Here is a 14,250-nt window from a genome sequence, read left to right as displayed (position 1 = left end):
TGATTAGTTTTTCCAATATTTATATTTTGTTTCCATTCTTGGTTGTAGCCAATTACTACTTTTGAAATATTATTATCTATACAATAATTGATAATATAGTTACTTACTTTGTGGAATTTATCTTTAAATACATTATTTCTCTTAGAATATAATCTGTTTATTTTTTTAGTTGAATATCTATCATTAACCTTTTTAGATATAGATTTGTATTTTGATAAGTTTTTATTAAATAATCTATTAATAGATTTTATTTCTCTACCATCTATGATGATAGGCTGATTATTTACGTTATTTATCATAGTACAAAGATTGTCTATACCTAAATCAATAGATAATATATTCTTATTTTTATCGACTTTAGGATAATTATTTTTATCACTAAGATAGACAAATTCTACTTTTAGAAGTTGTCTTAGTGGATTAATTCTTAATTCTTTTATGGCTTTACCTATTATATGCTTAGGTATTGTAATAACAAGTTCTTTGAGATTGTGTTTTTCTAATAACTCTTTTTTTACAGTGAGTTTTATTTGATTATCACTAATATATCTCATATGAGCAGGAGTATATAATAATACAAATTTACCTTCTTTGTTTAAATATCTAGGCATTTTAATAGGTTTATTATAATTACTTTTTTTCTTCTCTCTAAGTAGTCCAAAAAATGACTTCATAGTTCTTTCAACTACTTTCATAGTTTGTTGTGCTACTTGAGAAGGAAGTAATTTATAATTTTCAGTATTTTTTAAAATATGATATGCTTTTGTATATTTTAGAAACTCACTAGTGTTGAAATAATGTTGTCTTACTTCATACAAAGTAGAATTATACAAGTTTTTAGATAACCAACATAATTCATTTATTAAATTAAATTCATTTTGATTCAATCTAAGTCTATTAACGGTTGTTAGATACATTATTTCACCACCTTTAAGAATATTTATCATATATAATAATATCTCTTACTAAAGTATATTTCAATACTTGTCTATCGGCAAATGTCAATTCATCACCTATCTAAAGAGGTGAGAGTATTCTTGACATAAAAATGATAAAGTGTGAACATTATTAATTTTTATGAATTATTTAAACATTTTTGTTATATAATGGAGTTAATGTATTGAAATTTATTATAATATAATAGGATGATACAAAATGATTGCATTTCTTAATCTAATAGCACTAATAATAGTGGTATATATATTAATATTATTAGTAAGCTTTATTATAACAAAATGCTCAAATAACAAAATAAAAATTTCTACAAATGTTAGAACTTTTATAGTAATTTTTATTGTAGTTTTTATAACCTTGTTAAAGAATATATTATAGATATATGAGATAGCGTGAAAACCTAGCAACAAAGCTCCTTGTAATAACTTTAATTAAAGTTACTACAAGGAGCTTTTCTAATTTTACATAAAATAAGTTATAAACTTAAGATTAATCATTTCTTATATTTGTTATATCTACTTAGCATTTAATCCTGCTGTATTTAAGAAGTTCCAAGGCTTATTGTAGTGTGGTTGGAAGAAGAAATCAATAAACGCAAGTTCATCAATTGTTACTCCTTTTTGTATACATACAGACATAGTATTTATTGATTGAGTTAAATCTTCTTTAGATAAAATCTGTGCTCCTAAAATCTTTCTAGAATCTTTCTCATATACAACCTTAAACTTAACATTTTCATAAGTTGGCATAAACTCAGGTCTATTATTTTCTTCAACAGTTACAGTATCTACTTGTATATTTTCTTCTTTAGCACTATACTCAGTAAGTCCTGTAGATGCTATATTATAGTCATATATCTTAATTCCTGATGTTCCTTGAGTTCCTAAATATCTTGTTGTAGGATTGACTAGGTTTCTACCAACTAATGTTCCCATACGTACTGCATTTGTTGCAAGAGGTATATAATCATGCTTTCCCGTTGGGTTGTATATAACTGTACAACTGTCTCCTGCAGCAAATACATTTTCCTTACTTGTACGCATATATTCGTCTACTATTATGGCACCATTTTCTAGCATATCAAGTTGACCTTTAAATAAATCAGTGTTCGGTCTAAATCCAATACACATGATAACTAAGTCTGCTTCATATTCTCCTTTAGTTGTGATAACTTTTGAAACTTTTCCATTACTTCCTTCAAATTTAGTAACTGTTTCCCCTAATGCTAGCTTTATAGAATTATCAGAAAGCTCTTTTTCTGCTATATTTGTAAACTCTTCATCTAGATATCTACCTAATATACGCTCATTAGTATCTATTAGTGTTACATTCTTTCCTTTCTTTTGGAATGACTCTACTAGTTCTACTCCTATATATCCAGCTCCTACAACTACTATATTTTTAGCATTTTTTGATCTTGCAATTATTTCGTTTGAATGATAGAAGTTCTTAGAAAGTAATATATTATCTAAGTCACTTCCTTCAATATTAGGAATAATAGGCCATGATCCTGTAGTTATAACAAGCTTATCATAACTATCTTCAAATGTTTCATCAGTTTGTAAATCTTTAACCTTAATCGTTCTATTATCTGTATTCACTTCTAATACATCATGTCTCATTTTAGTTTTTACACCTAGTTTTGATAACTCTTGTGGCGAACAATAGAATAATGAATCTGGATCTTTAACAACTCCACCTACATATAGTGCGATTCCACATGATAAAAAAGATATAGTTTCGTTTCTCTCATAAACAGTTATATCTGCATCTGGGTATAACTTATTAATATTAAGTATAGCTGCTGTACCTGCATGTGTACAACCTATCACTGCTACTTTCATCTTATTAAATCCCTCCACATACCTTTTAATTGGTGTTAATTTATTCTCAAAGTAATCATACCCCTTATATCAATAAGTAAACACATAGTAATAGTATGTTTATTTATTATGATCATTTAAATTATCTATAGCAAGACTTAATATTATAGATAGTTACCTGTTCCTAAATAAAATATGAAGTTTTTATATAACTAAAATTTACTATAATAATATAAAAGAGAATACCTATAATAGGTATTCTCTTTTATATTATTATTTTTTGGTTATATTTATAACTTCTTGTTCTGTCTTTCCATCATCATTATCCCCAAAAACTCTGAGTCTATACCCTAAGTCTATAATATAGTTATCAGATTCTATTGAAGAATGATGAGTAAGCTTCCTATCCTGAAATATTACATCACTTTTATATCCATTATAATTCATAAACTTATTTTCAATTTCCTTATGTCTTTTATCTTTAGGAAGAATAAAAGTTATTTTGCACTCATCCTTATTAACATATCGTAAAACATATTTATTTACATTTGATTCATTCTCCTTATTAGCTATATATCTATCATTTATAATTAAATTCTTAGAGTTCTTAAAAAAATTTGAAAGATACATGCCTAAAAGTTCAGAATCACTATCAATAGCTACTTCTAACCTAACTGGAGTTTCATATATATCAAATAAACTATCATATCTCCCATTTCTAAATACATTCTTTATGTCTTCCATATTGATAGTTTGCTTTTTATCTTTCAAGAATATGTTTTCAGATATAAAGTATATTTTTTTATTTCTTTTTTCTAATTCAGAATTAACATTTCCCACAACTATCTTGTCTTTTGAAGACATAGCCGTCTTTATAACTATTTTTTCTTCTTCACTTTTAGCTCCTTTAGTTCTTTTCACATTATCTATATTTACTTTTTTGACTTTTCTTCCTGAAGTTATTATGGAAAAATACCAATTTCTAAACTGAGCTTCATAATTATTCTTCCTCGCATCTTCTTCCCATAAATTTAATAGCTCGTTGCTAACTATAAGAGTGTTTTTATTTATTCTTTCTCTACAATTATTATATTTATCGTCTATATCAAACTTTTTTCTTATGATGTCCTTACATACTGTAACTTCTAGCTTCATACCTTCACCTATTTTATATAAACTATTTTACATAGATTCAAATAACTTCTTTCCTAGCTCATAATGAATATCAAAAAATCCACTTGGCCATTCTTGCTCAAACTGTCCATTCTCCAATATATTCATGTTAATTGCTCTTGAGCCATCTTTATCTTGAATAAAGTAATATACCCTAACATCTTCTGGAGAAATCTTACCTTGTGAAACAAGTATTTGAAGTTGTGTTACTAAAAATATACTATGGGTTTCTATAAAGAACTTTTTATCATCATTTTTTGAACAGTCTACAAATAGATCTGATAATTTAGATTGTGCTTTGGGATGAATATGTGTTTCAGGTTCTTCTATAATAATAGTACTACCTCTTGGTGAATTAACTGACTCTACAATTATAGGTAATAGTTGAGATGTTCCTATACCTACATCTGAGATGTTATTATATATACCTAAATTTTTGTTTCTTATAACTATAGAATAATTTTCTTCATCTGATTTTTTAATATCAATATTGTCTCCTAAGTCAAATTCATTGAGCCAATAGTTTATTTTACCTTTTATTTCTTCTTTAGATTTATCTTCATTAACACTTACTCTATCTATACCTAATAAAGCATTTAGTGTATTTTCTCCTTTTGTGCCAACAGTTCTAAAGGAATCCTCTGTGTGAATATATTGAGCTCTTTCAATTTTGCTTCTTAAGGATTCTATATATATAAGCTTTTTAGAAAATTCAATTGCTTTTTTATTTAAATCTTCAAGTAAATGATTAGATTTTAATACTATTTCTAAACTGTCCTTACTTAAATCCTTTATTTTGTCTTTATTCACTTTAAAGTAAAATTTGAAAGGTACTATTATATCTGGAATTTCTAGTTCATCATTATTTAACTTTAGCTGATAGGAATTTTTATTTAAGTAAATAGTAACTTCATCACTTTTATTTGATATTATTTTAAACTCATCTACTACTGGTATTCCATCTGAATTTAACTTAATTATAAACTCTATTTCTTTTACAGATATGTCATTTAAACTTTCTATCAAGCTACATGTGATTTCATCTGTATCACAGATATGTTCTGAATTCATACTTTTTTCATCATCAAACAAAGTTACATCTATTAATGTATCTTGTAAGTCTAAATTTTCTTCTTTTCTACTGCTAAATGTTATCTTATACCCTATCTTATTTTCTAAGTTATTATTATATACTAATGTTTTATATGTTCCTATACCCTTAGTTGGGCAAAAAACTTTATCTTCTTCTTTAGAGTCAATATAGTTTTTAAGCAATAAAAGTGACTGAATAAAGCTTGATTTACCAGAACTGTTAGCCCCTACAAATATATTCACTTTTCTTATATCTACAGTTCCTGACTTTTTAAAAGCTTTAAAATTTTTAAGCTCAACTGATTTAATCATAAATACGCTCCTTGAAACTATTAATTTAATTTGTTTATTAACTGTTGAATAGCTAAAATATGAAAATAATAAAATAAGGAAGTACAAATGTTTTGTCTAGTTTAATTTTTTATTTTATATCAATTTAAATTTAATTAAACTATTATCTTTTTACCACCAATAAAAATAGATATTCAACAACTTAGTTTATATATATTATAATATTTTGAAATAAATCTTAATTTCCTCTATTAACTTAATAAAAATATTTTAATTCTATTTTTATTTACTTTCTATATTTAAAAACATATTTGTTATTACAATTTTACTATAAAATAAAAAAATGTGCCTCGCATTTGCGAAGCACATAAAGGTTAGTTAAAAAAGCTTTTAAAGGTTTTACACATTTTCACTTTAGATTTCAGTTGCCATACTTTTTTAATGAGTTTTCCGTCCTTGTACTCATTAAAGGGGATTATAAATATGAAAGCTTCTTTAGGTTTATTTCTAAGACATAGGGCAGTGTGTGATGTTTTCCTATGTATATCTTAGAAATAATTAAATTTAATGGTTTTATGGTTGTGTAGATTTTGATTGTTCCTTTAAGTATCACTATTTTTATTTTCAAAAGTTAGAGGCTATATGAAAATTTTATAGTGAAGCTACAAAGCTTTACTACTGGCTTATCTTTGAGGTTTCCTTTAAACGATACAACATAATTTTTAATTCTAAAAGTAAAAGGCTTAAATTTGTTTAAAGTGATACTCTCAGGAATTTATTATTAAGTTGTTATGCTCTTAGGACATGTTTCATTCCTTATATATAATGATAATCATTTTCATTTCATAAGTCAATACTTTTTTTTATTTTTTTTAAAAAATTTGTTACTTTTTTAGTTAACTTTCTTCTTTAACCTCTTTCTCGAATATTAACTCAATATATTCGCTACTATGAGAACTATATGTAATTGGTGAAAAGATTTGAAATAGTCTCCATCCTTCTTTTGCATAGCTCTTTATTATTTCTTTGTAGTCATTCTTAGGTTCAATACTATATCCTAAAGCTTTATTTATAAGTTGTACCTTAACAAATTCATATTCATACATTTATATCATACTCCTTTTTTGAATTTTATCAATCATTTCTGTTAACTAATCTGTTAACTTTTTTAAAAATAATTAAGACATGCCTACAAAATAATTATTCGTGTATTTACTATTTATTCATATTTTTTATACAAAAAGATTAAATATATTTTTATGTGGTATATTAAGTTTGATAATAATTATCATTATCTATATAATTCTAGGAGGGATATATGACATGAAAAATGTTTCAATAATATACTACAGTTCAACTGGAAATACAGAAATGATGGCTAAATATATATCTGAAGGTATTAAGTCTGCTGGGGGAAATGCAGAAATAATATCTGTTGAAAATGCTTCCTTAGAAAACATAGAGAACTCAGATGTTATAGCTTTAGGATGTCCGGCTATGGGTGCTGAACAGCTTGACTCATCTATGGAAAACTTTATAGATTCTATTAAAGACAATTTATCTGAAAAACCATTAGCTTTATTTGGCTCTTATGACTGGGGTGACGGCGAATGGATGACAGAATGGTATGAATTAATGGATTCTTATAACGCAAATATGATTCAGGATGAAGGACTTATCTGTAATCTAGAACCAGGAGATGAGGATATAGAAAATTGCAAGTCCTTAGGAAAATATATTGTAAATTTTTAGCATCATAATCTTTTAATTTCTAAAAATGCTTTCTATAGCTCAACTAATAATTAATATATTATTGGGTATAAGTTTAGTAGTTCATAATATTAAGCAATATATTTTTGTAAACTTTATTTATTATTTTAATAAAAATCATAAAAAATACCCCTATTATTGTAGGGGTATTTTTTACATATACGTTAAATAAAAAAGTGTAATGGATTTTTATTCTAACAAAAGACTTTTTAAAGTATTTATTTACTTAGAAAGGGGAAGAAGTCTTTTTGTATATGCAATATTTATTCTTTATTATATATTTGCCCAATTCTTAATATCTTATTCACTTATTATGTAATCTGTTACTATAAAAGCTTAGAGATGAGAAATTAAGCATTATTGCTTTAAGTAATTTCGTAACATATGCAACATCTTCTCTTGGAAATAGTTTGGCTACAATTATATTTGAATGTTAGAAAAGTATATTAGTTATAAAAAAACTCTGTATCTCCTTTTTATAATAAGGAAATACAGAGTTTTTTCTGCAATAAATAATACTTTCAAAATAGTCATCTTTAATCTATAAGACCTTCTGATTTTAGCCAATCTCTTGCAACTTCTTTTGGATCTTTTTCTTCAATATCTACTCTATAGTTAAGTAGTGTCATTGTTTCAGTATCTAGCTTTTGAGATACGCCATTTAGAATTTTTTCAATTTCAGGATATTTTTTTATTGTATCTTCCCTTAGTATAGGTGCAGGATTATATACTGGGAAGAAATGTTTGTCATCTTCTAAATTAACTAAGTTAAAAGCTTTTATACGTCCATCTGTAGCAAATCCCATACCTGCATCAACTTTTCCTTCTTTTAAAGTTCTGTAAATTATACCTGTCTCCATAGTCTTTAGATTATTTTTAAACTCAAAACCATAAAAATCTTCAAGGGCTCCTAAACCATCTGGTCTTGCTGAAAATTGATGATCACTAGCAAACACTAGCTTATTTGGGTTTTTCCTTACATATTCTCCTAGTTCGCTTATAGTCTTTATTCCAAGCTTTTCACTATCTCTTTTCGTAAGCATTATAGTATATGTGTTATTAAATGGAGCATATTTGAGCCAAACTATACCATTTTCTCTATCTTCTTTTTTTACTTTTTCATATATTTCTTGTGAATCTGTTATAACTTCATCATGCTTTAAATTCATGAGCCAAGCATTTCCAGTATACTCCCAATATACATCTATTTCTTTATTTAAAAGAGCACCTCTAACTTTGTCTGTTCCAGCTATATTAGTATTATCCTCTACTTTAAATCCAGCATTTTCTAAAGCTACTATAGTAATTTGTCCTAATAATAACTGCTCTGTATATTCTTTCGATCCAACTTTAATAGTATTTGACATTCCTTTTTTTGCGCATCCAGTAAAAAAAAGTGTCATTATTAGTACAGTTGGTATTAAAATCAATAATTTTCTAAATGTTTTATTTCCATAGTCCACTATACCACTCCTTTATGCCTTCTTTAGACTATTTTCAAATATAGTTAGTAAATAATCTACTGCAAAGGCCATTAGTACAGGTAAACTTGTGCCTAACATTAATATTTGCCATCTGTTTATATTGTTTCCAGCTATTATTAAATCTCCTAATCCACCAGCACCTACAAAGGTAGCTAGTACAGCATTACCTATATTTATAACAACTGCTGTCTTGATTCCAGCAATAATGATAGGAAGTACTAATGGAAGCTCTACTTTAGTTAGAATTTTAATAGGTTTCATCCCTATCCCTTTTGCAGCTTCTATTATTGAGGTATCAACACTTTGTATTCCAGCAATAGTGTTGTTAAGTATAGGAAGTAGTGAATAGATCCAAAGCGCAAATATAGCAGTTTTAACTCCTATTCCTAATACACTTACAAATAGTGCTATAATAGCTAAACTAGGTACTGTTTGTCCTATATTAACTATTCCCATAACAGGCGAGTTTAGTTTCTTAAACCTAGGTCTAGTTAGAATTATGCCTAAAGGAACAGATGTAGCAATGGCAAGTATAGATGATAAAAACACTATATAGATATGTTGTAATAGTAAGTTAATTATTCTATCATAAGTTATAAACCTTGATACTATGCTATCTTTAGGATAATTAACTACATACCAACTAATTGCAACTCCTATAACAATTAATACTATAAAAATAAATACATTCTTTATGTTTGCCTTTGATGTTTTACTACTCATCGTCACTCACCGCCTTAAGGAGGTCATCCATATTAATAACTCCCTTAACATGATCATTCTTATCTGTTACAAATATTTCTTTAGATCCTATACTAAACATCTCAGAAAGAGTATCATTAAGTGTTGTATTTTCTTTTACATGTCCATTTATGGATTTTACCATTTTTCTTATAGACCCTTTATGATTAACAATCTTACTACGTTTTACATATCCTATTAGTTTTTCTTTATCGTCAACTACTGCAATAGACTTTGAATTTTTATTTTCTGTTTTCCTTAAAACAACTTCTGCATCTTCATCAAATATTACTACTGGGACCTCTCTCATTATCTCTCTGCATCGAATTAAATTCATCATTTTTAATGTACTATTAGTACCTATGAGACTTTCAACAAATTCATCAGCTGGATTACTTAGTATTTCCTCAGGAGTTCCAAACTGTACAAGTCTTCCACCTTTCATAACTGCTATTTTGTCCCCCATTTTTATTGCTTCGTCAATATCATGAGTTACAAATACGATAGTTTTACATATCTTTTCTTGTATATGAAGGAACTCATCTTGTATTTTTCTACGTGTAATAGGATCTAATGCCCCAAAAGGTTCATCCATAAGCATAATAGGTGGATCTGCTGCTAAAGCTCTTGCTACACCAACACGTTGACGTTGTCCTCCACTTAGATGCTTAGGATATTTTTTTCTATATATTTTAGGATCTAATTCCACTAATTCCAATAATTCATCTATTCTCTTATTGATTCTCTCTTTGTCCCATCCTTTTTCATTTGGAACAACCGCTATATTTTCTTCTATTGTCATATGTGGAAATAATCCTGTTCCTTGAATTACATATCCAATATTTAATCTTAGCTTTATGGGGTTTATTTTACTTATGTCTTCCCCATTAACATATATTTTTCCAGAAGTAGGCTCTATAAGACGATTTATCATTTTCATGGTTGTTGTCTTTCCAGAGCCTGATGTACCTACTATTACACATATTTCTCCTTTTTCTATATCTAAATCCAAATCTTTAACAGATGCAATTTTAGAATTTGGATATAACTTTGTTACTTTTTCAAATTTAATCATAATTACACCCCCAAGTAATTCTATAACTCATACTTCTCTTGAACATGTTTTAGTGATTTATCCAATATAATAGAAAGTATTGAAATTATAATTGCTCCTATAATAACCATTTTGTCATTACTACGACTAATCCCTTGGAAGATATAGTCTCCAAGTCCACCTGCCCCTATATATGCTGCTATTGCTCCTATTCCTACACCCATTACAACTGCTGTTCTTACACCTACCATAATTACAGGAAATGCTAAAGGCAACTTTACCTTATAAAGTATCTTTTTTCTCGAAAGGCCCATTCCTCTAGCAGATTCTATTATATTTGGATCTATATTTTTAACTCCTATATAAACATTCCTTATAATTGGAAGTTGTGTATATAGTATTAGTGCTACAATAGCAGATACTTTACCAATACCTAATATAGGTATCATGATAGCAAAAAGAGCTAAACTTGGTATCGTCATAAATATACCTGCTATACTGAGTACTATACTTGCAAACTTTTCGTTATAAGTTATAAGTATACCAATGAACAATCCGAGTATAATAGAAATCGACATGGCAATTAGTACAATAAGTAGATGTTCCATTGTTAAATTTAAAATTTTATCCCATCTTTCTATGAAAAAGCGTAATATGTTCATCAACTCACCCCTTTATTTTTAAAAGTTTTTAAACTTTATTATCTGTAGGTTACTTAATTTTCTCTTTATCCTTTACTATATATGCATACTTAAAAGTTCCATCTATGCTCTATGTTTATATTATTCCAACTTTAGAATTTAATATAATTTAAATAAAGTTTTTAATATAAATTCACAATATGTGCAAAAGACAAACATTAAATTAATTATATTGAAATTACTGAACTAGCTAATAACTAGTTATTTATGTTTATAAATTATTTAATAATTTTAAGCAACTTTAAATACTCATAAAAGTTGCCTGTATATATATATTACCATATAATTTCCTTTTAAACTACCCTACCACTTATAGACTATAAAAAAATATTTACTAATTTAGGTTAAAATTTCAATGTTTGGTTTTAAGTAAATTTAACAATAAAAAAAGGATGTTTAAACATCCTTTCTCAATTCTATTTAAAAATATATTTATAAAAAATAATTATTGCAAGTAAATATAAAAATTATATTTTAAAAATTTAATAAGATTATCCTACATATTCATTAACTTTATTCACTATATCTTTATTGTTTCCTATAAAGAGAACACTGTCCCCTTCCTCAAACTTTACATCTGGACCAGGGGATAACATTACTTCCTCGCCTCTATGAACACCTATGATAGTTGCCCCTGTTTGTTGCCAAAATTGAACTTCACTTATTGATTTACCTATCAAATGACTTCCAGCCTTTAATTCTATTTGAAATGGGCAAATAGATCCTATGCTTTTCAAGTGAATTGAATATTCTATAAGTAAATTTAAGTTATCCATAATTTTCTTGTCTATATCCTGCTTTTCTTTTATTAAATCTTCTATATTCTTTTTCAATGTCATTACATTATTTTTAGATTGATACTTTTTTATATATTCTCCAGCCTTATCTTTTGATTTTATATATATCCCGCTTTTTTCACTTACTTCCACTACTCCCATATCACTTAAAAGTTTAATAGCTCTTCTTATAGTTTCAGGGGATACATTATATTTACCAGAAAGAGTAGATCTTCCTTTTACCTTTTCTCCTTCTTTAAGCTCTTCATTATATATACTATAAGCTATATCCAGAGCTATTTTTTCATATTTAGAAAGCTCTATAACCATTTCTTTATATCATATCCTTTCATTACTTTGTATATTATATCTTATCTTATTATATTTTGATATTTTTAACAAGTTAAACAAAACAGTGAACTACTCCCACTTATAGAAGAGGGAGCTTCTTGGTCAATATCTCCAAATAGTACAAGATTTAATAATTCCTATAAATTTTCTATGCTGTTTTATCTTTATCTTAGATTTTAGTTTAGGTACTTTTATATAACTATCTTTTATATATACTGTTCCATTTTGATTGTTTGTAGTAAAGCTATGTCTATTAGACTTTTTACTTTTGTACTTAGGAAATCCTACTGATTTATCTCTAGAAAATTTTTTGTATGCTTTATCTAGGTTTAATTGTACATTTGCTAAAGCTAGACTATCAACTTCTTTTAAGAATTTATATTCTTTTTTATATTGTGCTGGTGTTGAATACTTTTGTTTTTTTAATTCTTCTTTATTGTTTTTATATTTGCTATAAGTATCTATTCTATCTGATAACATTTTATTATATAAATCTAGTACAGCCAAATGTCTTAGCTAAATATTCTCGTTGTTCTTTACTTGGATAAATTCTATATTTATATGCTTTTAACATAATATCACCTCACCTTTATGTCATTGTAACATATAACCTTTTTTATACAGGCATTTAGCTTGTATAAAAAAGATGTTATCCATCTCCCACCTATAGAGGATGGGAGAATTCCACACAGTTTGTTAAAAGTCGTATATACAAGAACTTGTATTTTGAAATTTTTATATTTATGATAAAATTAGTTATTTTTAATATTGTGGGTATTTATCTTTTAGTATTTTTATCTACATTAATTTAATATTATACTTCAAGGGAGAGTGACATAATTGACAAATTACGAATTTATGACTAAAGAGCAGTTAATAAGTGAACTGAACAAAAAAAATTCAATATTGGATAAAGAAGATACGGTCTTAGATCATATAAGTGAAGATCTAAAAAAAACTATACTAGAATCTCCTGTTATTATTTCTCAATGTAACATTGATTTGAACTATACTTGGGTATATAGCCCTAATCTTGATATTACATTCAAAGAAGTTATTGGGAAAAAAGCTGATGATATTTTAGTTTCATCAGGTACATATGATTTAATGAAGTTAAAGCTTAGAGTTATTGAAACAGCAACACCTATTAAAAGAAAAATAAAATTTAAAACTAAATATAACGAGCTAACTTATGTTATACATGCATTTCCAATTAGAGATGAAAATGGTCTAGTAATAGGTATTGTCACAGTTGCAGTCAACATATCACATTCACTTCTTTCAACAAAAGGTTCAACTGAATACGAACACGATAGTCTCACTACATCTATTATAGAATCTACTAATGATGGAATAATAGTACTTGATAACTGTGATAATATTATACATATAAACAACAGATTCTTTGATATGTTTAATATTAAAAGAAACTTAAGTATAGAAAATGATAATTTAAAGTTAGCTAACATTATAGAAAAATATATAGACACTAGCTTTTCTTCTCCTTTAGAATTATTATATGGGCCCAAAGATTTATCTCGAAGTAATTCTACTTCTATAGACTATGTTTCATTAAAAGATGGTAGAGTTTATGAACGTACATGTTATTTTCTTAAGGATGATAGAAATGTTAAAGGAAAAATATGTAGTTTTAGAGATATTTCTAAGGTATCTGAACTAAAAAAAGAATTATATAAAAAAGAAACACTATATAAAAACTTATTTGAATTTTTACCAGAATGTATTTTTATATTTAAAAATAATCATGACCACCCGTCAAACGGGTGGTTTGCTCAGCCCTATAAGGGCATATTACTTGCTGTGTCTTAAGACACCCTGAAAGGTTTGCCAACTGCTATAGTTTTTCAGGGCACCCCTTAAGGGGTTATTTTTTCTTCCCTTTGGCTACCTCTTCACCCGTAAACGGGTCTATAAACTCTTTCAAACTTATTTGATCACCTGCTATATCTTCTTGCATTTGATTTTTTATATACTCTGCAATTGCCTTTTTATTTCTTCCTACTGTATCTACATAATATC

14 protein-coding genes and 1 pseudogene are annotated in these 14,250 nt (G+C 26.9%); 2 read left to right on the top strand and 13 right to left on the bottom strand.

Annotated features, from left to right (window positions below; translation table 11 throughout):
- The 5 genes from CLPU_RS15510 to CLPU_RS15490 form a co-directional block, all read right to left on the bottom strand.
- Positions 1 to 917, bottom strand: a 917-nt coding sequence (locus CLPU_RS15510; RefSeq protein ID WP_050378903.1) for an RNA-guided endonuclease InsQ/TnpB family protein, incomplete at its 3' end; no start/stop codon positions are given.
- Positions 918 to 1,469: 552 nt separating this feature from the next.
- Positions 1,470 to 2,798: an FAD-dependent oxidoreductase gene (locus tag CLPU_RS15505; protein WP_050378901.1), complete on the bottom strand. Its 1,329-nt coding sequence runs from the start codon at positions 2,796 to 2,798 to the stop codon at positions 1,470 to 1,472.
- Between the two features lie 252 nt (positions 2,799 to 3,050).
- The gene (locus CLPU_RS15500; RefSeq protein ID WP_050378899.1) at positions 3,051 to 3,932 is read right to left on the bottom strand and encodes a hypothetical protein; all 882 of its coding nucleotides are present in this window, start codon (positions 3,930 to 3,932) and stop codon (positions 3,051 to 3,053) included.
- Positions 3,933 to 3,959: 27 nt separating this feature from the next.
- Positions 3,960 to 5,354, bottom strand: coding sequence for a DUF3696 domain-containing protein (locus tag CLPU_RS15495; RefSeq protein ID WP_050378897.1), 1,395 nt, complete (start codon positions 5,352 to 5,354; stop codon positions 3,960 to 3,962).
- Between the two features lie 875 nt (positions 5,355 to 6,229).
- Positions 6,230 to 6,439 (bottom strand): DUF4177 domain-containing protein, encoded by a 210-nt coding sequence (locus CLPU_RS15490; RefSeq protein ID WP_050378895.1) that lies wholly within the window; start codon positions 6,437 to 6,439, stop codon positions 6,230 to 6,232.
- Between the two features lie 217 nt (positions 6,440 to 6,656).
- Between CLPU_RS15490 and CLPU_RS15485 the strand changes: the two genes are divergently transcribed.
- Complete coding sequence (locus CLPU_RS15485) at positions 6,657 to 7,085, top strand: flavodoxin (protein WP_050378894.1); 429 nt, start codon at positions 6,657 to 6,659, stop codon at positions 7,083 to 7,085.
- 554 nt (positions 7,086 to 7,639) lie between these two features.
- Here the strand turns inward: CLPU_RS15485 and CLPU_RS15480 are convergent.
- From CLPU_RS15480 to CLPU_RS17760, 7 genes are all read right to left on the bottom strand, one after another.
- Positions 7,640 to 8,566 carry a glycine betaine ABC transporter substrate-binding protein gene (locus CLPU_RS15480; RefSeq protein ID WP_200898629.1) on the bottom strand — a complete coding sequence of 309 codons (927 nt, stop codon included), beginning with the start codon at positions 8,564 to 8,566 and terminating at the stop codon, positions 7,640 to 7,642.
- A gap of 12 nt (positions 8,567 to 8,578) precedes the next feature.
- Positions 8,579 to 9,310 (bottom strand): ABC transporter permease, encoded by a 732-nt coding sequence (locus tag CLPU_RS15475; protein ID WP_050378891.1) that lies wholly within the window; start codon positions 9,308 to 9,310, stop codon positions 8,579 to 8,581.
- Positions 9,303 to 10,403 (bottom strand): ABC transporter ATP-binding protein, encoded by a 1,101-nt coding sequence (locus CLPU_RS15470; protein WP_050378890.1) that lies wholly within the window; start codon positions 10,401 to 10,403, stop codon positions 9,303 to 9,305. Before CLPU_RS15470 ends, CLPU_RS15475 begins: the two co-directional genes overlap by 8 nt.
- Positions 10,404 to 10,423: 20 nt before the next feature.
- A complete protein-coding gene (locus CLPU_RS15465; RefSeq protein ID WP_050378888.1) occupies positions 10,424 to 11,044 on the bottom strand; it encodes an ABC transporter permease in 621 nt (206 codons plus the stop codon).
- Positions 11,045 to 11,574: 530 nt separating this feature from the next.
- A complete protein-coding gene (locus CLPU_RS15460) occupies positions 11,575 to 12,189 on the bottom strand; it encodes a GntR family transcriptional regulator (protein WP_050378885.1) in 615 nt (204 codons plus the stop codon).
- 123 nt (positions 12,190 to 12,312) lie between these two features.
- The gene (locus CLPU_RS15455; RefSeq protein WP_200898628.1) at positions 12,313 to 12,717 is read right to left on the bottom strand and encodes a hypothetical protein; all 405 of its coding nucleotides are present in this window, start codon (positions 12,715 to 12,717) and stop codon (positions 12,313 to 12,315) included.
- Positions 12,695 to 12,784, bottom strand: coding sequence for a helix-turn-helix domain-containing protein (locus CLPU_RS17760; RefSeq protein WP_200898626.1), 90 nt, complete (start codon positions 12,782 to 12,784; stop codon positions 12,695 to 12,697). The genes CLPU_RS15455 and CLPU_RS17760 overlap by 23 nt, the downstream gene beginning before the upstream one ends.
- Before the next feature lie 266 nt (positions 12,785 to 13,050).
- On the opposite strand from CLPU_RS17760, the gene CLPU_RS15450 reads away from it, so the two are divergent.
- Entirely contained in the window at positions 13,051 to 14,040 is a 990-nt protein-coding gene (locus CLPU_RS15450; protein ID WP_050378883.1) for a PAS domain-containing protein, read from the top strand.
- Between the two features lie 55 nt (positions 14,041 to 14,095).
- Here the strand turns inward: CLPU_RS15450 and CLPU_RS15445 are convergent.
- Positions 14,096 to 14,250: pseudogene (locus tag CLPU_RS15445) on the bottom strand (IS200/IS605 family transposase); the annotation flags it as partial.

Origin of the sequence: Gottschalkia purinilytica, assembly GCF_001190785.1 — a bacterium.
In the GTDB taxonomy this organism is placed as follows: Bacteria; Bacillota; Clostridia; order Tissierellales; family Gottschalkiaceae; genus Gottschalkia_A; species Gottschalkia_A purinilytica.
Note: the sequence above shows the minus strand (reverse complement) of the source record. Positions and strands in the feature narration are given on the sequence as shown.